Source organism: Streptomyces flavochromogenes, from assembly GCF_000717595.1.
Classification (GTDB): domain Bacteria; phylum Actinomycetota; class Actinomycetes; order Streptomycetales; family Streptomycetaceae; genus Streptomyces; species Streptomyces flavochromogenes.
In genome coordinates this window covers 91,435-109,509 of the sequence record NZ_JNZO01000021.1, presented here as the reverse complement: position 1 = coordinate 109,509, position 18,075 = coordinate 91,435, and the positions used below count along the sequence as shown (strand labels likewise).

Sequence of the window (18,075 nt, the reverse complement as noted above, 5' to 3'; positions counted from 1 at the left end):
CACCCACCCATGCGCCATGTAGGCTGTTGCCTCTTCCACGGGTGCGTAGCTCAGGGGTAGAGCGCTGCTCTTACAAAGCAGATGTCGGCGGTTCGAAACCGTCCGCGCCCACCAGTAGGTAGCACACGACGAAGGCCCAGGTCACCGGTTCTGAACCGGGAGCCTGGGCCTTGTTCGTTCCCCGGCCGGGGAGGCGGGGGAGGGGCGCCGTGCCATGCTGTGGAGCAGCCGGAGCCGCGGCAGGCGACCGCCGAGGAGGCATCGCTCCTCGGGACTCAGAAGGCCGCGTTCGTCACTCACATCCGACGGACCTACTACAGCGACCAAGGCAGGCCGGTGGAGACGGCTGACATCGTCGTACCGGCCGCGTTTGCGAGATCGTCTACGAGATCCCCGTCCAGCGGTAGTTCGTCCCAGGTCCGCAGGTGTGGCCAGCCGTCGCTGTTGGAGTAACTGGCGACGTCGGAAAAGACGCTTTCCCAGACTGCTCGGCCAGCGGCGACCACGGCACAACGGGTGTACAGGAAGACGTCGGCCGACTGCGGGAGAGGGCTGCCGTCCCGGGCCGTCAGGTTGACCACAGGGAGGGAGCCGAACTTCTCCTGGCAGCTACCCGACCGGCGTCAAGATCGGCGACGCGGACATGGCCGCGCTGCCGCTGACCCGGCACGCCTTCCACGGCGACTGGAACTACGTCCTACACCCTGCGCTGGTGGGCGTGTCCCCTGCCGAGGAACATGTTCTCGGCGTCGCCTGGGAACAGGCCACGCTGTCCGATCCCACCCTGACCGGCATGTCCCAGCACGACCTGAACGTCCTCACCGCCAGCCTGGCCGCTCTGCACGAAGCGCAACCCGGCGCCGGGATGGGCCGCCCGCCCCGGCTGCCCTTTCCCGAGCAGGTCCTGGCTACCGTCCTCCACCTGCGGCTCGGCCTGCCCGCAGAACCCCTCGCCGTGCTCATCTGCAGGCCCTAAGGGATGTTCCGCAACTCCTGGTCGGCTGATGTGGCTGACTGTCATGGCTCCGTAGCACTCGCTGACGAGCCGTGTGTTGTCAGCGTCCCGGGATACGGTGCGATGTGATGGGCCGGACGGAGATCGTGAGGGACTCGCGGCCATGGGGGGTGGGTCGGACGGGCCCCGGCAGCCAGCTCGGGTCTGGAGATGTTTTGCCGTGTATCCACCCCCCACCTCCGCCCTCCGAGGGCTGTCTGCCCTGGTGTTCGCGGGTGAGGCGATCTTGCGGTGGCTGGTGTGATCACGGCGTCGGAGCCGTCCTGGATAGCCCCGTTCACCGGGCTGAGCCCGCGGCAGTCCGGGAAGCTGGTGACGGATCTTCGGCGCAAGGGTGCGGAGGCAGTCCGCAGGGGCCGACCGTGGAGCCTGACGCTGGAATATCGGGCACTGCTGGTGGAGGCCTACAGGCGAACGAACCTGACCATGCGGCAACTGGCTCCGTTGTTCGGGGTTTCCAAATCCGCAGCGGACCGGATCATCGATCACCTCGGCCCGATGCTCGCCCTCCAGCCCCGCAAGCGGTTCGCGAAGGACACCGTGCTCATCGTGGTCGGCACCCTGGTCCCCATCCGCGATCACACCATCGCGGAACAGTTCAAGAACTACCGGTACTCCACCCACCACCAGGTCGTCATCGACGCCGACACCCGCCTGGTCGTGGTGGTCGGCCGGCCCCTGCCCGGGAACCGCAACGACTGCAAGGCGTGGGAGGGGTCCGGCGCGAGGGCCGCCGTCGGCAAGACCATGACCATCGCCGACGGCGACTATCCGGGCACCGGGCTAGTGATGCCCCACCGACGCCGCAAAGGGAAAGAACTGTCCGGCTGGAAGCAAGCCCACAACAAGTCCCACAAGCGCGTCCGGGCCCGGGTCGATCACGTCTTCGCCCGCATGAAGGCCTGGAAGATCCTCCACGACTGCCGTCTGAAAGGCGACGGCGTCCACCATGGCATGCTGGTCATCCGGCATGCGATAGATCATTTACGGGACAAGCCCCAGCTCGCGATCCACCTGGTGCAGGTAGCTAAACGGATGCTCTCTCTTCGCATAGAACAGCGGGCGGACTTCTCGGGTAGCGATATTGAACCCGATGCTGCCTGCTATGCCAGCAACCCAGCCGAGATCCGGGACGACCAACGCGCCTACAGCGGCTGCAGCTACTCCCACCGTGACCGAGATAGACCTGTGCACCCAGGCTGTGCGGCTCGCTCGGGCAGCCGACTGATAGTCCCCGCGTGCCTGGTTCAGCTCCACCCGCATTCGCTGCAGCACGTCGGCTGGATGCTCCCATTCGCGGCATAGATCGCTCAGCATGGTCTGCGTAGCACGCATCAAGCGCTCCCGCTCGGAGGCGTACCTGTCGCGGAAAGCTAGAACCTCAGAAGTGGGTGTACCTGGCGCCGGCGCCGGAAGCAGGCGGCCCAACTCCACCCGCCAGGCCGCCACACCGAAGCCAGGACCTATGGGGCGCAAAGACGTCTCGTAGGCAGATCGTTGATCCGTGTACGGCGTGTAGGCGCGAGCGTCGGCCGTGGAAGCTACTTCCTGTGCCAACGCGCCGATCAAGAGGAGTTGTACCTCCCTGGATACGGCTACAGCTGCACCAAGTGGCGTCCGTGCGTTCCCAAGTCGCCGTCCCAAGCCGAGGCGGATGATCTCCGCCTCCAAGAGGTAGCCGACCTTTGAGCGGAAGAGGAAGGCGTCCATGACGGAGACCCGAGGGCTTGGTGGACCGGCGGCCAGTTGACGAAGTTCTCTCATCAAGACATCGAGGTGGAGCATGTCGTCAAGTGGCTGGTTGTACTGCTGGCTCAGAACGATGGGGTGGTAGAGCCCTCTTTCCTTGAGGTCCTTCAACTCCTCCGAAACCGCGACCTCGTAGACCTCTGGATCGCCCGGTACCACGGAAGCGATGTCGTCCCAGTACAACAGCGCCTGATGCAGGACTGCCTGGGGCGGTCTAACCAAAGGGTAGTAGAGCAGTGTCGGCACGGGGCCCCCTCGACATCCACTTTGTGAGCGATAGATCAACCGTAGCGGAGTGCCTGAAGCAGCGTCATGGGACTTGAGTGACCGGAGAAGGCGTTCTCGTGAGGCGGCAAAGAGCGGCCGGGTGAACTTGTGATCGGATGTCGGTCGGGCGCTGCCAGCTCGGATGCCCCGGACATCGGTCGACTGACAGGGTTCGGGGGGAGGGTGCTGCCATGCAGGACGCACTCTTCGACTTGCGGGCGACGCCTCCGGAGCACGCCGTGATGGCTCGCTTCCAGCTGGGTGGCGACGACCTTGGCGAACCTGATCAATGATCACTGGCTTTTGAGGCCGAGCGGTCCATCGGGGCCGCAGTCGCAGCTGCGGGGGTTGGTGAGGTCGACGGCAATGAGTTCGGTGGGGGCGAGGTGGTCGTCTTCGCCTACGGGCCCGACGCGGACGCTCTGTACCGGGTGTGGAGCCGGGCTTGCGTGCGCTTCCGTTTCGGCCGGCGCACGTCGTGCTCCGCTACCGATGTGCGTCAGAGAGCGTCACGTACGACACGGCGAGCATCTCCCGTAACCCTCCTCAGCGCGATGTCATAGGCCCAGGCATAGGTGGATGCCTTCTTGTCGATGGAGAAGTGTCGCCCTGTCGCTGTATCTAGGACGCGATGAAACTCGTCCATCAGATCTGGCCAAGCTGCCGAACTGAGATCACTGTCCGTCCAGCCGTAGAGAGACTTCAGTTCCTCCTTCACAGCAGAGAAGAACGACAAAGGTTCGCGAGTCTCCTTTCTGATCCGTATATTATTTTTCCGCAGGAATTCCTTCACCTCCGCGGGTGTATCTGCCCACTTGTCCGGACTGTCTCTGAGTTCCGCATAGTCAACCCAGGCCCAGAAACTCTCCGCGTCGGCCACGTCCGGAGCCTCGGCGTGGTGATCTCGGCACAGCAGCGCGAAGTTTCTGACGTCCATCGAACCGCCGAGCGAAGTCGGGACAACGTGTGCCCGCTCAACCGGTCTACGCCAGCACACCAGGCAGGCGGCTTCGTCCATGCCCAGATATTCGGAAATCGCTCGTACGGTTGGCGCGGTTTTTCTGTTGGCCGGCTGGTTCTCGCGAGGCTGGATGGCCAGAGATCCGGTGTCGTATCCATACTTGCTTCCGTCATCCGGATGATGGATCTGCAAGGCGTCGGGAATGTCGTTACGTTGCTTGCGCGGGTTCCGTGCGCCGTAAAGAGGGGTGCGGATTTCGGTGAGATAGTCCCCCAGGAAGCCGAGCGCAAAATCTTGCATCAATTCAAAGGCGTCGTGATCGTACCCGCCGGTCTCATTCTTGTGACCCTGAATGTCGATGTAAAGAAGGCGTGGGGCGCCTGGAGAATCTTTCTCGGCCTGCTTGACGCACTCGAAAATGCGAAGAGCAGTCCGCTCGAAATTCTCGTACACTTTCATGTCGTGGTAGATGGCGACGCCTTTTTGCGCCTTCTTTTTTCGAGTTTGCTGCCGCGCCTTCTTCGTCACGACTCCCCCCGAGGCCACTGTCTGGATACGGCGCGGGGAGCATGGCAGACCGCACTGACATCCAGCAGCCGAGGTTGCACCTACTGTGCTGGGCCGCACGAGGTAGGGGGCCCTGAGTGGTTGGGCCGGCAAGCCTCGCCGACAGGGGCCAGCCGATGACGCGGCCTCGCCCGAAGCACGCCTATAGCCGCCCGACTACGCCGGCATGGAGTGATGGACGGATTCGGAAGCTCGCGCACCGTCATGAACGACAGCAGTACTGCCACCTTGGCGACCGTCTCCCATGGCCAACTCCCAGGGCGCCATGGTGACTGGTGTGACCAGCGGCCTTGTCCGTGTGTGCGCGCTGGGTTGCCGGGTCTCCGCAGCGGCGTGCGCAACTGGTGCGGGGGCGGGGCGAGGGCTTGGCAGCGGGGTCTGACAGGGTGCCCCTCGTGAACGACCAACCGACGCCTGCGGCGGCGCGACTGAGGGAGTTGCTGGGCGAGCCGCCGTGCTGGGGCTGGGCGCGGCCGCAGCTGTGGGAGGCGGCCGAGAAGCACCTTGGGGTGGCCCTGCCGGCGGACTACAAGGCCTTCCTCGACCTGTACGGGCCGGGCTCCTTCGACCGGCTCTTCCGGCTCGCCCGCCCGGTCGAGGGGACACCGGCCGAGCTGGAGCAGATCTGGTCTACGTCAGGCCGTTCGCATCTCGACGACCGGAGCTCACTCCGTTCCCCTTCCACCCCCACCCAGGCGGTCTGATTCAGTGGGGCGGGGGCGGGGGCGGGGGCGGGGGCGGGGACGGCACCCCCGTGACGGCGGGTGCTCACCAGAGGTGGTCCGGGCCGTCCTCGTACTCCGGGTGGTAGCGCAGGGTCGGGCCGGGCCGGTAGCGCCCCAGGAAGGCCGGACGGTGCGGCCCTTCGACGCAACTCGGGAGGAACTCGGTGAAGGGGCCGGGGGCTTCGTGTCAGCTGCGCTGCGCTGACGGTGGGACGTCGCTACCTGGTCCGGTCGACCGCAGTGGTGTGTGGCTCAGGTCTGGGGGGTGTACGCGTGCGGGGTCGGTCGGCGTCTCTGCGGTGGTGGTCGATTGCCGTCGGCGGAGGCCGTCAAGGGTGCCCGCCCCGCAGGCGAGTGTGGCAGCGCCGGGCCGCCCTGCTGGGCCGCGCCCTGTTCCGTAGATCCACTGCGCTACGCTCCGCGCCATGAAGCTGAGGAGAGTGGCTGTGCCGGTTCTCGTCGGCGCAGGCGGCATGGCCTTCATCGCCGCAACGGGCGTGTGGGCGCTGACGGGTGGGCTCTACGGCTGTACCGGAGCCGATCAGGAGCTCGCGCCGACCCTGGCGTCTCTGTCCGTCCTCGACGCCCACCCGGGCCAGGCGCAGGCCCAGGACGAGCGGTACTCGGGATGCGACGAGGACGACGGGTTCGCCTACGCCGGGCAGTACTACCGGTACACGGCATCCCGGGCCGACGTGCTGTCCTTCTACCGCCAGGCCGCCGCAGAAGACGGCTGGCGACTCGCGAGCGCCAATCCTTCGCCGTCCCCGGCGCCTGGCAGCCTCGCTGTCGACACCTCGGCGCTCTGTTTCGAGAAGTCCGTCGCGGGCACCACCGCCCACCTCGCTGTGTGGTTCCCCGGTGATCTCGGCGACAGTGCCGGCAGCTACGGCCTGGATGTCACGGCCAGTCACGACGGATTTGCCTGGTGCTGACGCCCATGGGCCTCCCGGCAGTCCGTACGGCCCCCATGGCCGATCTCCGCCTCGATTGACACCAGGACTTGAACGCGTTCAAGATGATGCCCGCTGCTTCCTTCGGCAGTCGCTTCCGGGCGTGTGCGAGACGCGAGAGACAGGGCCGTATGGCTGCCGACCGGCTTCAGCGGATACGACGAGCATGCAGGGGCGCCGCATGGGGTGGTGCGGCGACCTTTCTGTTGGCCGCCTGTTCCGGGTACTACCCGGTCGAGGTCGACAGCGCTGATCAGCTGACGGGTGTGTGGTCGGACTGGAGCGGGGTGACGGTCGAGTTCGAGGACGACGGCACGTTCACGGCCGAGGGCTTCGACAAGGAGGACGTCGTCGGATGGGGGTGCTCGGGGTTCGCCGAACGGCAGCACGGAACCTGGACTCCCTCCGGATCGTATGGTGACGTCACCTTCGACGGCGTGGACTGCGAGGACATGAAACTGGCCTTCTACGGCTCCCCGAGTTCCTTCGTCGCCTGCTTCACCCAGGACGTGACATCCGGGGGATGCACGCACGAATTCAGCCGGGACAGGGGCTGATCCGAGTCCCCCCGACTCCGCTCCGGGCGGGAGCGGTCGCGTGTGATCGGATGGGTGCATGCGCACTCGGACCTTGTACCTGTTCAGCTCCGCGGCCTTGCCCGTCTTCGACATCGCCCACGTCATCGAGGACGCTCAGGCCGACGGCTGGGACGTCTGTCTCGGCCTCACCCCCACCGCTGCGCGCTGGCTCGGTGACTCCCTCGACGGCCTCGCGGCGCTCACGGGCCATCCCGTCCGCTGGGACTACAAGCTGCCCGGCCAGCCCGATGTGTGGCCGCCGGCGGACGCCGTCCTCCTGGCGCCGGCGACGTTCAACACGATCAATCAGTGGGCGCTCGGGATCACGGAGAAGTTCATCGTCGGCGTGGTGGCCGAGGGCATCGGGAAGCGGATTCCCCTCGTGACGATGCCGTGTGTGAACTCGGCCTACGTGCAGCACCCCGCCTTCGAACGGTCGGTGGAGACGCTCCGCGTGGCCGGCGTCACCGTTCTCTACGGGGAGGGCGGGTTCGTGCCGCACCAGCCCGGCGCCCCGGTGGCCTACCCGTGGGGCGCGGCGCTCGCCGCCGTCGGTGCCGGGTCGTACGATCCCGCCCGCGGTGATCGAAACGAGTGACGAGCCGGTTCGGCTCGAAGGCTCGGAGGGAAGCCCTCGCCGGTTCGGCGGCCGTCGGTGCCCACCGGACGGAGCAAGGCCCCTCGCCGGCCGGGCGAGGGGCCTCTTCGCGTCTTCGGGCCCGGGCCGGGCGGGGTCAGACCTGGATCACTTCCACCTCCTGCCGACCGCGCTTGCCTCCACCTCTGCGGCTTCGCGGGGCACCCGCCCTGAAATCTCCATGGGTGAGGTCGCGTTGGTGGTCGCTCGACGACGCGTCGACGCCGGTTGAACCCACCTTGTGGGGGGCTGTGGGGGAATGGGGGAAGAGTTGACGGGGACCTGGCAGGGCCGGTCTACTCGCGGCATGGCTGAGGTGGGGGACGCGCCCGGAACCGGGGTGCAGGGCGGCGAGATGACGCCGCAGCGGTACATCGAGACGAGGCTCGCGCAGTACCAGGGCTGGTACGACGCCAAGGCGACCCGGATGAAGGCGATGCATCTGCGGATGCGGACCGTCTCCGTCGTCGGTGGCGCGCTCGTGCCCGTGTTCGTGAATCTGGATCTGGCCTTCGCGCGGGTCACCGCCACCGTGCTGAGCGTCGTGGTCGTCGCAGCCGTGTCGCTGGAGAGCGTCTACCGGTACCGCGAGCAGTGGAAGAACTACCGGTCCACCGAGCAGCTCCTCGGACACGAGCGGGTCTACTTCGAGACCAAGGTCGGGCCGTACCACAACTTGCCTAAACGGGAGGCGTTCTCGACGCTCGTCGCCCGGGTCGAGAAGGCCATCGCCAACGAGAACTCCGCGACCCTGAACGTCATGACCCTGGGCGGACAGGTCGATTCCGATGTCCAGCAGCACGGGATTCCGGCCGCCCGGGAGCCCGCGGCGGAGGAGAAGTAGGCGGATGCGCGGACGGCCCCGGGGAGCTTCCCGGGGCCGTCCTCCGTGCGGGCGGTCGCCGCCGTGGCGGTCAGCCCTCGTGGCGGGTCAGCACCACTTGTAGTCGACCCGCGTCGAGTTGTACGAGCACGTGTCGATCCGCGCGCCGTTCGACTTCTTGAGCGTCGCGGTGTCGCGGTCGTTGTTCCAGACGTACGCGCCGCGGTTCTGGTAGAGGTTCGCGGACGTGTTCGTACCGCGGCCCGTGCGGACCGTCACGATCTTGCCCTTGCCGAGGACGAAGTTGCCGAACGTGTACGTGTGGTTCGCCGCGTCCGTCAGCGTCCAGCCGCGCAGGTTGACCGCCGCGCCGGTCGTGTTGCGTATCTGCACCCACTCGCCGTTGAGGCTCGTGTTCGAGCGGAGGTCCGAGCCCGGGCTGTCGTAGTAGATCTTGTACAGGTGGACCGACCCGGCGGCCTGTGCCTGAGCGGGCAGCAGCAGGACGCCGGAGGCGGCGGCCGCGGTCACGGCCGCGAACGTGCGTGCGCGAAGCATGAATGTCCCTCGGTTTCTGCCGGGGGCCCGCCGATGGGTCCCGGCGCGCACACAGAATACGCACGCTCTTCACCTCGCCCCCACAACTTCACGTGAGTTGGCGGGGCGTAAATTAATCTCGGCTCATGTGCGACAGGTCCCTGCGGGTCACCGTGCTCGGCTCCGCCACCCCCTTCCCCCGTCCGGGCAACGCCTGCTCCGGCTATCTCGTCGAGGGCGGCGGGGTGCGCGTCTGGGTCGACGCCGGCAGCGGCACGCTCGCCGAGCTCCAGCGCCACGTGGACCTCGAGGATGTCGACGCGGTGTGGGTCTCCCATCTGCACGCCGATCACTCCGCCGATCTGCTCCCCTTCTTCTACGCCCTGCTCTACGCGGGGCTCGGGACGGTCCTGCCCGTGCCCCTCTTCGGGCCCGTCGGGATCGCCGACCGGCTCGCCGGGTTCCTCACCAACGGTCCCGAGCGCAGCCCCGTCGAGACGGCCTTCGACGTACGGGAGTTGTGCGACGGGCATGTCGCCCGTGTCGGCGGGCTCACCCTGACCTCCCGCGCCGTCGAGCACGGCCCTCCCGCCTTCGCGCTGCGTGTGGAGGACGAGGACGGGCGCTCGCTCGTCTACTCGGGTGACTGCGAGCCCTGCCCCTCCCTCGTCGAACTCGCCGGCGACTGCGACCTGTTCGTGTGCGAGGCGGACGGGGAGACCCCCGGACACCACTCCGCCGCCCAGGCCGGCAGGACCGCGGCCGAGGCCGGTGTCGGGCGGCTCGTCCTGACCCACGTGGGGTCGGCGCAGGCGCCCGCGGAAGCCGTCGCGCTGGCCTCCGGGGCGTACGCGGGCGACATCGCGCACGCCGATCCCGGCCTCCGGTTCGACGTCACGCGTCGAAGTCGTACTCCAGGACGTACGACGACGAGTCCAGCGTCATCTCGTTGAGCTCCACCGCCATCCCCGGCCCCGTGAACGCCGTACGCCCGATGAGGACCACCGGCGTCCCCCACTCCAGGGCCAGCCGGTCCGCCTCGTCCGCCGTCGGCATCCGGCAGCGGATCTCCTCGCGGAACCGCACCGGCCGGTGGCCCAGTTCCGTCAGCCGGGCATAGGTGCCGCCCGGCCCCGTGTCCGGCTCGGTGATCGGCGTCCCGCGCACCAACTCCGCCGACAGGTACGAGACCGACAGCAGCACCGGCTTGGCGTCGAGGACGAAGCGACGGCTCCGTACGCACACGGGCGCGCCCGGCGTCAGGTTCAGCGCCCCCGCGACCCGCGCCCCCGCCTCGGTCTCGCCCACCTCGATCTGGTCGACGACCAGGTCCCGGTCCTCCATGTCCGCCGACCAGACCGAACGCCCGTTGCCCCACTGCTCGCCGGACAGGCGCGGGATGCCCCGGCGGCGCAGCGGACGGAAGGCCCGGACGAAGACCCCGGCACCCTTGCGGGCCTCGGCGAGACCCTCGGTGCGCAGCACGGAGAGGGCCTGGCGGGCCGTCATCCGGGCCACGGCGTAGGTCGTCATGAGGTCGTTCTCACCGGGGAGCCGGTCACCCGGCGCGAACGCGCCCGACTGGATCGCGGTTCTCAACTCGTCGGCGATGCGCTGGTACTTGGGCCGACGAGCGCTGTCCTGGTCAGTCACGGGTGGACCACTCCCTTCATCTGCGGACACCCTACGGCGCACCCCGAGGCCAGGGTGCACACGTGTGCGCCGCCCCGCCCGGTCGATCCATCCATCGGGGGACATCTCTAGAGATACGTTGACAGGGAGGGGGAGGAGGGCTTCTCTGGTTCTCCCCAGGCTTCAGGAATCGGGACGGAGGGGATGCGTGCAGCCACTGCCTGAGGTCGGTGACCTCGTCCGTGACACCGCCACCGGGAGGGTCGGCTTCTACGTCGGGAATGCCTCCGGGAGCGTCCCCGGCAGCATCTCCGGGCGCTGTCTGATCCGGCCCGTCCACGGTGGTGCCGAGTGGGAGGCCGAGCCCGCCGACGTACAGCCGGCCACGCCGCTGCGTGAGCTGCGCGCCCGAGCCGCCGAGATCAACGCGCGTAGCCGGCGGGGGCTGTCCTGAGGCCGGCGGGCCCCTCCTGCCGCTGCCCGGTGGCTCCGTTCCCGGCGATTGTCGGTGGGGCGCGCCACACTGGAGGCATGTGCCGCAGCATCAAGACGCTCCGACCGCCCGCGCTGCCCGAGGAGGCGACCGAGGACGACATCCGCGCCGCCGCCCTGCAGTACGTCCGCAAGGTCTCCGGGTTCCGCGCCCCCGCCGCCCACAACCGCGAGGTCTTCGAGCGGGCCGTGGACGAGATCGCCGACGCGACCGCGAGACTCCTCGACGGCCTGGAGGTACGCGGTGCACATCACGCGCACCCGGGGCAGCCCGCCGTCAGGAGGCAGGCGCGGGAGCCTCAGCCGGACGCCGTATGAGGTAGGCGGCGAGCCCGCCCGCCAGGAAGAGCGCGAGGGTCGACACTCCCGCGCTGAACCACGTCGCGCCCAGCCACTGCCCACCCAGCCAGCCGAGCCCCACGCTGTACGAGGCCCAGGTCACGCCCGCCAGGGCCGACCACGGCAGGAACTCCTCCACGCGCCGCTTCGCCGCGCCCGCGCCCAGCGAGACCACCGAGCGGCCCGCCGGTGCGAAGCGCGCGAGGACGACGAGCAGCCCGCCGCCCCTGGCCAGCGCGGTGCCGAGACGTTCCTGCGCCATGGACAGGCGCCGGGACCTGGCGATCGTCCGGTCGAGCCTGGCGCCACCCCGCAGCGCCAGCCGGTACGCCAGGAAGTCGCCGAGCACCGAGGCCGTGGCCGCGCACAGCAGCAGGGGGAGGAGGGACGGTACGTCGGGGGTGGCCGCGGTGGCCGTCGCCGCCGCCGTGGCCGCGGTGATCACCAGGAAGCCGCTCGGCAGCACGGGCAGGAAGACGTCGAGCAGGATCGACGTCGCCACCACCGGGTAGATCCATGGACCGGCGGTGAGCGACCGCAGCGAGCCAAGGCTGTCGAGCAGATTCACAGAGGCAGAGCCTACGCGGGGGCGGGGTGCATCCCGCCGGGCGGGTGCCGGGCTTCGACGGATCCGCGCGAACGTGTGCGACTTTGCGGGAATCTGCCCGGGGTGAGGGGCCGGTTCCGGGTGAGGGGGGCATGGGAAAGGGCCGGAACGCGTGCTGCGTGGTCCGGCCCTTTCCTGTATGTGACTCAGCCCGCCGGGCCGAGGTGCCTGAGGCCGCCCTCGGCGTCATGCCTCAGGCGACCCTCGGCGTCGCGGCTCAGGCCGCTCATGGCTCAGGCGACCCTCGGCGTCACGGCTCAGGCCGTGACCGGCGTGGCCTGCTCCTCGTGCTCCTCGTTCGTCCTGCGCGCCGTGGCGCCCGCGCCCACCCGGCCGCGGAAGAGGTTGTCGAGAGCCAGCGCGCCCGGACCGGTGAACACGAGCAGCACGAAGGCCCAGCAGAACAGGGCCGCGGTCTCGCCGCCGTTCTGGAGCGGGAAGAGGGACTCCGGCTGGTGGACCTTGAAGTACGCGTACGCCATCGAGCCCGAGGCCAGGAACGCGGCGCTCCGGGTGCCCAGGCCGAACAGGACCAGGCCGCCCGCACCGAGCTGGATGACGGCGGCGTACCAGCCCGGCCAGGTGCCGGCCGGGACCGTCCCGCCGCCCATCGCGCCGCCGAGGACGCCGAAGAGCGAGGCGGCGCCGTGGCAGGCGAAGAGCAGGCCGACGACGACGCGGAAGAGGCCCAGCGCGTAGGGCTGCGACCGGTCGAGGCGGCCCGCGAGGGTGCTCAGGCCGCCGGGGCCCTTCACATTCTGCTGATGGTTCGGGTTGTTCGGGGTGTTCATGGGGGGACTCCTTCGGCCTGGCCCCGTCCGTGGGGTGGACGGGGAGTGGGGACGGACACCGATGAGGCCGTCAGGTTAGGCACCCCTCACTAGTGCTTGCAAGTTCAACATCAGGCCACCGGGGAGTGTGTGGTGAGGTTCACTTCCCGGTGGCCTTTGTTGACGCGGGGTCAGCAGTCGCGTCCTCAGCAGCCGTTGAGCACGGACTGAAGGGCGCTCTTCTCGGCGGAGTCGACGCTGAGGTTCCAGTGGTACTTCACGTGCACCCACGCGCGGGCGTACGTGCAGCGGTAGGCGGTCCGCGAGGGCATCCACTCCGCCGGGTCCTGGTCGCCCTTCGACTGGTTGACGTTGTCCGTCACGGCTATCAGCTGCGGACGGGTCAGGTCGTTCGCGAAGGACTGCCGCTGCGAGGTGGTCCACGCGTTGGCGCCCGAGCGCCAGGCCTCGGCGAGCGGGACCATGTGGTCGATGTCGAGGTCGGAGGCGACGGTCCAGGTGGCACCGTCGTACTGCGAGTACCAACTGCCGCTGGTCGCGGCACAGCTGGAGTCCGTCACGACGTTCACGCCGTCGCGCTTGAGGACGGTCTCGCGGGTGTTGCAGGCGCCGGACTGGGTGATCCAGTGGGGGAAGAGGTCCCGGCTGTAGCCGGAGGAGGAACCTTCCGCCTTCACGGTGAGGGCGGCCAGATAGGTACGGGCGGTGGCGGCGCTGACCGGGGTCGGCATGGCGGCCTGGGCGGCCGGGGCCGTGGCGAGGAGGCCGGTGACGGTGAGGGCGGCGGAGGTGGCGAGCACGGCGAGTCGACGCGCGTAGACATTGCCGACGGGCATGGGAACTCCCTTGAGGTGGGGGGACCTTGGCGGGTGCCGTCCCCGTGGGTGCCGGGCGGCGGCCCGGTCATCGTGGCGGCGCGAGGTTGCGATGGGGGGTGCGCCAGGTAACAGAGTGGCGACATGAGCACGTCACATCAAGGGGTGTGACGCGTCCTGATGGAGCGCCAGGTTCCGCCGGGCGTCACGGGGATGGGACGGGGCGGCCGTCGGTAGGCGCGCGTGTGGGGATACGACGAGACCCCGAGCCCTGTGGGCCCGGGGTCTCGTGGTCTCGTCCCGGCGTGTCCCCGAGAGGGGAGGTGTCGCTGCCGGGGCGCTCGTTCCGGTGTTGTCGCGGGGCGCTGGAGGGGCCTGGTCGAGCGTGGTCCTCGAAGCGCTCGACGCCCTACGGAAGCACGGTCAGCGTGATCGAACCGTCGGCGGCGGGTTCGACCCGCAGGTGGGTGAGGTCGGCGATGTGCACGTCCGGCGCGAAGGCCGCCGCGCGCGGTCCGACGCCCACGATCCGCATGCCGGCCGCGCGGCCCGCCTGGATGCCGGCCTCCGAGTCCTCGAAGACGACGCAGTCCGCCGGGTCGAAGCCCAGCTCGGCCGCGCCCTTCAGGAAGCCCTCCGGGTCCGGCTTGCTCGCGCCGACTCCCTCGGCGGTGACCCGGGTCTCCGGCATCGGGAGCGCGGCGGCGCCCATCCGTGCCTGTGCGAGGGCCTCGTCCGCCGAGGTCACCAGGGCGTGCGGCAGTCGCGCGAGCGCGGCCATGAACGCGGGGGCGCCGGGGACGGGCACGACCCCGTCGAGGTCGGCGGTCTCCTCGGCGAGCATGACGCGGTTGTCGGCGTGGTTCTCGGCCATCGGGCGGTCCGGGAGGAGGACGGCCATGGTCGCGTACCCCTGGCGGCCGTGGACCACCTTGAGCACGGCGTCCCCGTCGAGGCCCTGCCGCTCCGACCAGCGTCGCCAGCAGCGCTCGACGACGGCGTCCGAGTTGACGAGGGTGCCGTCCATGTCGAGGAGGAGGGCGCGGGCGGTGAGCGTTGCCGGGGTGGTGGCAGGCATCAGGTCTCCAGAGGGGTGGTGCGGAGAACGAAGCGGTCCCGCCCACCGGTCAGGGAGTGCGGGCGGGGCCACTTTGTTTTCCCACGATACAAAACCGGGGCTGTCTTGGCCAACCGGTCCGCATGCCGGGACCCGGGGCGGGCTCGCGGGAGTCAGATGTGGGGGGTGTACCGCTCCAGGACCTCGCGGGTGTTCGGCCCGTACACGCCCTTCGGATCGCCCTGGATGTACATGTACGACTGGTAGTCCGCCACCGCCTCCCACACGTCGTCGTCGTACCTGCCGTTGACGCGGCCGTCGTAGACCCCGACGTCGATGAGGCGCCGCTGCAGCTCCCGTACCTCGTGCCCGCTGGAGCCGTAGTCCAGGGTCTCCTCCTGACCCCCCTCCCCTTCCCCGGGCGCCACGCCCGGCGACGTCGTCGTGGCCGACGCGGTCGTCGTCGGAGCGACGGCCGGCGCCGACGAGGAGGACGGCGGAGGCGCCCCCGCGCCACTCGTGGTCCCGGAGGCGCTCGGCGAGGCGGTCGTGCGGGAAGGCGAGGGCGACGTGGGCGACGGGGGCGCCGATGCGGACGTCTCGCGCGGCGTCGGGGACGAGGGCGTCGGCTCCGGGCTCCGCGACGAAGCGGAGGGGGACGGCGCCTCGGACACGCCGATGTTCAGCGACGCGCTCGTGGTCACGTCCGGTACGGCCGCCCGGTCCTCGTGCTCCTCCCCGCCCGCGAGGACGGCGGCCGCCAGGGCCGCGGTGCCCGCCACCGCGACGGCGGCCACCGCCGCGACCAGCGCGCCGCGCCGGCGCCCGCGCCCCCGCCCGTGGCCGGGCGGCGGGGGGATGTCGCCGACGCCGCGCAGCAGCAGCGGCATGGTCTCGGAGGGGTCGCCCCCGGGGTGCGGCTCGGCCGGAAAGGCGGCGGTGCCGCCGTACGGCCCGTACCCACCAGGTCCGTACGGGGCGGTGTCGTACGGGCCGGGGCCCCCCGACCCCGCACCCCCCGGCCCCGCCGCCGAGCCGGTCTCCGTGCCGCCCTCCGGCGCGTCCAGCGTCACGTACGGCCTGATCCGGAGCGGATCGAAGTCCTCGGCCGCCGCCAGTTCGGCCTGGGCGCAGGCGCAGCCAGGTCTCTGTACACCGCATTCAGGACAGACGTGTCCGGTCATGATGGGTCCCCTCCCCGAGACAACTGCTGGCGATTATGCAGCCCGCACCCTTCCGAAGGGCGAACAGGCGGACGAGCGGGCGCACCGGCGGGCACCCGAACGGCCGTGCGCTCGCAGGCCATATCCGGACATTCGGACCAGGATGGAGAAGCCGTCCCATGGGCCGTCCGGCGGGACGCCCGACGCGACGCCCCGAGGAGACGCCCATGGCCCAGGAAGTCAGCCCCTCCGAGCTCGGTGGCGCCCCCGCGCCCGGGGAGGGGCAGAGCCGCCGCACCGTGCTCGTCGCGATCGGCGCGCTGCTCCTCGGCATGCTGCTGGCCGCCCTCGACCAGACCATCGTCTCCACCGCGCTGCCGACCATCGTCAGCGAGCTCGGCGGCATGGAGCACCTGTCCTGGGTGGTCACCGCCTACATACTGGCGTCCACGGCGGCCACCCCGCTGTGGGGAAAGCTCGGCGACCAGTACGGCCGCAAGAGGCTCTTCCAGGCGGCGATCGTCCTCTTCCTCATCGGCTCCGCGCTCTGCGGCATCGCCCAGAACATGCCGCAGCTCATCGGCTTCCGCGCGGTCCAGGGCCTCGGCGGCGGCGGTCTCATCGTGCTGTCCATGGCGATCGTCGGCGACCTCGTGCCGCCGCGAGAGCGCGGCAGGTACCAGGGGCTCTTCGGTGCCGTCTTCGGCACCACCAGCGTCCTCGGTCCGCTGCTCGGCGGGGTCTTCACCCAGCAGCTCTCCTGGCGCTGGGTCTTCTACGTCAACCTGCCGATCGGCATCGTCGCCCTCTTCGTGATCGCCGCCGTCCTGCACGTCCCGGTGCGCTCCACCCGGCACACCATCGACTACCTCGGCACGTTCCTCATCGCCTCGGTCGCCGCCTGTCTGGTCCTCGTGGCCTCCCTCGGCGGTACCACCTGGGCGTGGGGTTCGGCGCAGATCATCGGCCTCGCCGTCCTCGGAGCCGTACTCCTCGTCCTGTTCGTCCAGGTCGAGCGGCGGGCGGCCGAACCCGTGCTGCCGCTCAAGCTGTTCCGGATCCGGACCTTCAGCCTGGTCGCGGTCATCAGCTTCGTCATCGGCTTCGCGATGTTCGGCGCGATGACCTATCTGCCGACCTTCCTCCAGGTCGTGCAGGGCGTCACACCGACCATGTCCGGCGTGCACATGCTGCCGATGGTCGCCGGCATCCTGATCACCTCGACGGTCACCGGCCAGATCGTCTCCCGCACGGGCCGCTGGAAGGTCTTCCCGATCGCCGGCACCGCCGTCACCTGCCTCGGACTGCTCCTGCTCCACAGGCTGACGGAGACCAGCTCCACCACGGAGATGAGCGTCTGCTTCTTCGTCTTCGGCGTCGGCCTAGGCCTGGTCATGCAGGTCCTCGTCCTGGTCGTGCAGAACGCCGTCCCGTACGAGGACCTCGGCGTCGCCACCTCCGGGTCCACCTTCTTCCGCTCCGTCGGGGCCTCCTTCGGCGTCGCCGTCTTCGGCACGATCTTCACCCACCGGCTCACCCACACGCTCGACGACGTGTTCGCCGCCGCCACCGCCTCCGGACAGGACCTCCCGCCCGGCATCGGCCCCGAGCAGGTCGCCGCCGACCCGCGCACCGTCGCCGCGCTCCCGGCCGACCTGCACCCCGACGTCCTGCACGCGTACGCCACGTCCATCACCGACGTCTTCCTGTACGCCGCGCCCGTGGTCCTGGTCGCCTTCGTCGTCGCCTGGTTCCTCAAGGAGGACCCGCTGCGGGCCTCGGTCGCCGCGCCCGACACCGGCCGGGCGCTGCCCTCCCGCCCCGTCGATCGCTCCTCGTGCGACGCATGCGACCGCGCCCTGTCCGCCCTCGGCTCCCGCGAGGGCCGCAGGGCGATCTACGAGAAGATCACCGCCCGCGCGGGGCTCGACCTGCTGCCCGCCGCCAGCTGGCTGCTGCTCCGCATCCGCCGGCACGGCACCGTCGAACCCACCCGGCTCGCCGCGTACGTGCCCGTACCGCTGCAGGTGATCACGGAGGCCTCCCGGCAGGTCGAGGAACGGCGCCTGGTCACCCGGGAGGGGCTCCAGCTGATGCTCACGGAGGAGGGCGTCCAGGCAGCGACCCTGCTCGCCGCAGCCCGCGAGGAGTCGCTCGCCGAGCTGCTCGGCGACCGGTGGGGACCGGACCGGCCCACCGACCTGGTGAAACTCGTGGAGGAACTGACGGCCGAGCGGGGCGGCTCGCACCCGGAGCACCCGCACGACCCGGAGCCGCCCCGCGACCGCCCCGCGTAAGTGCGCGGTCGTACGCCCTGTATGACAGTCATTCAGGACCGCTCAGTACGCTGTCCCCTCCAAGATCGCA

The 18,075-nt window shown here is 69.7% G+C and carries 17 protein-coding genes, 1 tRNA gene and 3 pseudogenes; 13 read left to right on the top strand and 8 right to left on the bottom strand.

The annotated features are described in order from the left end of the window. Nucleotides 1-39: 39 nt before the first annotated feature. The 4 genes and pseudogenes from IF00_RS0125470 to IF00_RS0125455 form a co-directional block, all read left to right on the top strand. A tRNA-Val gene (locus IF00_RS0125470) sits at nt 40-114 on the top strand. A 99-nt stretch (nt 115-213) separates the two neighbouring features. Then, nucleotides 214-407: pseudogene (locus tag IF00_RS0125465) on the top strand (UTRA domain-containing protein); the annotation flags it as partial. 200 nt (nt 408-607) lie between these two features. Further along, a pseudogene (locus IF00_RS0125460) lies at nt 608-961 on the top strand (ISAzo13 family transposase); the annotation flags it as partial. Between the two features lie 285 nt (nt 962-1,246). After that, a pseudogene (locus IF00_RS0125455) lies at nt 1,247-1,981 on the top strand (IS5/IS1182 family transposase); the annotation flags it as partial. Between the two features lie 1,549 nt (nt 1,982-3,530). Here the strand turns inward: IF00_RS0125455 and IF00_RS47105 are convergent. Further along, nucleotides 3,531-4,520 (bottom strand): HNH endonuclease signature motif containing protein, encoded by a 990-nt coding sequence (locus IF00_RS47105; protein ID WP_245234630.1) that lies wholly within the window; start codon nt 4,518-4,520, stop codon nt 3,531-3,533. A gap of 434 nt (nt 4,521-4,954) precedes the next feature. Between IF00_RS47105 and IF00_RS0125440 the strand changes: the two genes are divergently transcribed. From IF00_RS0125440 to IF00_RS0125420, 5 genes are all read left to right on the top strand, one after another. Further along, nucleotides 4,955-5,263, top strand: coding sequence for an SMI1/KNR4 family protein (locus IF00_RS0125440; RefSeq protein WP_158710521.1), 309 nt, complete (start codon nt 4,955-4,957; stop codon nt 5,261-5,263). A gap of 446 nt (nt 5,264-5,709) precedes the next feature. Continuing rightward, nucleotides 5,710-6,219: a hypothetical protein gene (locus IF00_RS42820; RefSeq protein WP_158710520.1), complete on the top strand. Its 510-nt coding sequence runs from the start codon at nt 5,710-5,712 to the stop codon at nt 6,217-6,219. Nucleotides 6,220-6,443: 224 nt separating this feature from the next. Beyond that, nucleotides 6,444-6,794, top strand: coding sequence for a hypothetical protein (locus IF00_RS0125430; RefSeq protein ID WP_030321785.1), 351 nt, complete (start codon nt 6,444-6,446; stop codon nt 6,792-6,794). 58 nt (nt 6,795-6,852) lie between these two features. Then, nucleotides 6,853-7,413, top strand: a complete 561-nt coding sequence (locus tag IF00_RS0125425) for a flavoprotein (protein ID WP_030321783.1) — start codon at nt 6,853-6,855, stop codon at nt 7,411-7,413. A 346-nt stretch (nt 7,414-7,759) separates the two neighbouring features. Then, nucleotides 7,760-8,296 (top strand): DUF4231 domain-containing protein, encoded by a 537-nt coding sequence (locus tag IF00_RS0125420; protein ID WP_245234629.1) that lies wholly within the window; start codon nt 7,760-7,762, stop codon nt 8,294-8,296. An 87-nt stretch (nt 8,297-8,383) separates the two neighbouring features. Here IF00_RS0125420 and IF00_RS0125415 read toward each other — a convergent pair whose 3' ends face one another. Then, nucleotides 8,384-8,833 carry a lamin tail domain-containing protein gene (locus IF00_RS0125415; RefSeq protein WP_030321774.1) on the bottom strand — a complete coding sequence of 150 codons (450 nt, stop codon included), beginning with the start codon at nt 8,831-8,833 and terminating at the stop codon, nt 8,384-8,386. 125 nt (nt 8,834-8,958) lie between these two features. Between IF00_RS0125415 and IF00_RS0125410 the strand changes: the two genes are divergently transcribed. Beyond that, complete coding sequence (locus tag IF00_RS0125410) at nt 8,959-9,765, top strand: MBL fold metallo-hydrolase (protein WP_030321772.1); 807 nt, start codon at nt 8,959-8,961, stop codon at nt 9,763-9,765. Here IF00_RS0125410 and IF00_RS0125405 read toward each other — a convergent pair. Further along, nucleotides 9,707-10,465, bottom strand: coding sequence for a GntR family transcriptional regulator (locus IF00_RS0125405; protein WP_030321769.1), 759 nt, complete (start codon nt 10,463-10,465; stop codon nt 9,707-9,709). The genes IF00_RS0125410 and IF00_RS0125405 overlap by 59 nt on opposite strands. Nucleotides 10,466-10,652: 187 nt before the next feature. On the opposite strand from IF00_RS0125405, the gene IF00_RS0125400 reads away from it, so the two are divergent. Further along, on the top strand, nt 10,653-10,898 hold the full coding sequence (locus IF00_RS0125400; RefSeq protein ID WP_030321767.1) for a hypothetical protein: 246 nt from the start codon (nt 10,653-10,655) through the stop codon (nt 10,896-10,898). Nucleotides 10,899-10,975: 77 nt separating this feature from the next. After that, entirely contained in the window at nt 10,976-11,254 is a 279-nt protein-coding gene (locus IF00_RS0125395; protein ID WP_030321765.1) for a DUF2277 domain-containing protein, read from the top strand. Here IF00_RS0125395 and IF00_RS0125390 read toward each other — a convergent pair. The 5 genes from IF00_RS0125390 to IF00_RS0125370 all read right to left on the bottom strand — a co-directional run bounded on the left by IF00_RS0125390 (nt 11,214) and on the right by IF00_RS0125370 (nt 15,729). After that, nucleotides 11,214-11,843: a DedA family protein gene (locus IF00_RS0125390; protein ID WP_376576175.1), complete on the bottom strand. Its 630-nt coding sequence runs from the start codon at nt 11,841-11,843 to the stop codon at nt 11,214-11,216. The two genes, IF00_RS0125395 and IF00_RS0125390, sit on opposite strands and share 41 nt — an antisense overlap. Before the next feature lie 296 nt (nt 11,844-12,139). Beyond that, nucleotides 12,140-12,673 (bottom strand): DoxX family protein, encoded by a 534-nt coding sequence (locus IF00_RS0125385; protein ID WP_078944843.1) that lies wholly within the window; start codon nt 12,671-12,673, stop codon nt 12,140-12,142. A gap of 185 nt (nt 12,674-12,858) precedes the next feature. Next, on the bottom strand, nt 12,859-13,509 hold the full coding sequence (locus IF00_RS0125380) for an HNH endonuclease family protein (protein ID WP_030321757.1): 651 nt from the start codon (nt 13,507-13,509) through the stop codon (nt 12,859-12,861). A 388-nt stretch (nt 13,510-13,897) separates the two neighbouring features. After that, nucleotides 13,898-14,566: an HAD-IA family hydrolase gene (locus tag IF00_RS0125375; protein WP_030321755.1), complete on the bottom strand. Its 669-nt coding sequence runs from the start codon at nt 14,564-14,566 to the stop codon at nt 13,898-13,900. Between the two features lie 152 nt (nt 14,567-14,718). Beyond that, nucleotides 14,719-15,729 carry a peptidoglycan-binding domain-containing protein gene (locus IF00_RS0125370; protein WP_030321753.1) on the bottom strand — a complete coding sequence of 337 codons (1,011 nt, stop codon included), beginning with the start codon at nt 15,727-15,729 and terminating at the stop codon, nt 14,719-14,721. A gap of 206 nt (nt 15,730-15,935) precedes the next feature. Between IF00_RS0125370 and IF00_RS0125365 the strand changes: the two genes are divergently transcribed. Beyond that, nucleotides 15,936-18,005 carry an MDR family MFS transporter gene (locus IF00_RS0125365; protein WP_030321751.1) on the top strand — a complete coding sequence of 690 codons (2,070 nt, stop codon included), beginning with the start codon at nt 15,936-15,938 and terminating at the stop codon, nt 18,003-18,005. Nucleotides 18,006-18,075 lie beyond the last annotated feature (70 nt).

Excerpts from the sequence above, each read along its gene's own strand:
- IF00_RS42820 (WP_158710520.1), top strand. The coding sequence starts at position 5,710 with ATGAAGCTGAGGAGAGTGGCTGTGCCGGTTCTCGTCGGCGCAGGCGGC.
- IF00_RS0125425 (WP_030321783.1), top strand. The coding sequence starts at position 6,853 with ATGCGCACTCGGACCTTGTACCTGTTCAGCTCCGCGGCCTTGCCCGTC.
- IF00_RS0125420 (WP_245234629.1), top strand. The coding sequence starts at position 7,760 with ATGGCTGAGGTGGGGGACGCGCCCGGAACCGGGGTGCAGGGCGGCGAG.
- IF00_RS0125415 (WP_030321774.1), bottom strand. The coding sequence starts at position 8,833 with ATGCTTCGCGCACGCACGTTCGCGGCCGTGACCGCGGCCGCCGCCTCC.
- IF00_RS0125410 (WP_030321772.1), top strand. The coding sequence starts at position 8,959 with ATGTGCGACAGGTCCCTGCGGGTCACCGTGCTCGGCTCCGCCACCCCC.
- IF00_RS0125395 (WP_030321765.1), top strand. The coding sequence starts at position 10,976 with ATGTGCCGCAGCATCAAGACGCTCCGACCGCCCGCGCTGCCCGAGGAG.
- IF00_RS0125385 (WP_078944843.1), bottom strand. The coding sequence starts at position 12,673 with ATGAACACCCCGAACAACCCGAACCATCAGCAGAATGTGAAGGGCCCC.
- IF00_RS0125380 (WP_030321757.1), bottom strand. The coding sequence starts at position 13,509 with ATGCCCGTCGGCAATGTCTACGCGCGTCGACTCGCCGTGCTCGCCACC.
- IF00_RS0125375 (WP_030321755.1), bottom strand. The coding sequence starts at position 14,566 with ATGCCTGCCACCACCCCGGCAACGCTCACCGCCCGCGCCCTCCTCCTC.
- IF00_RS0125370 (WP_030321753.1), bottom strand. The coding sequence starts at position 15,729 with ATGACCGGACACGTCTGTCCTGAATGCGGTGTACAGAGACCTGGCTGC.
- IF00_RS0125365 (WP_030321751.1), top strand. The coding sequence starts at position 15,936 with ATGGCCCAGGAAGTCAGCCCCTCCGAGCTCGGTGGCGCCCCCGCGCCC.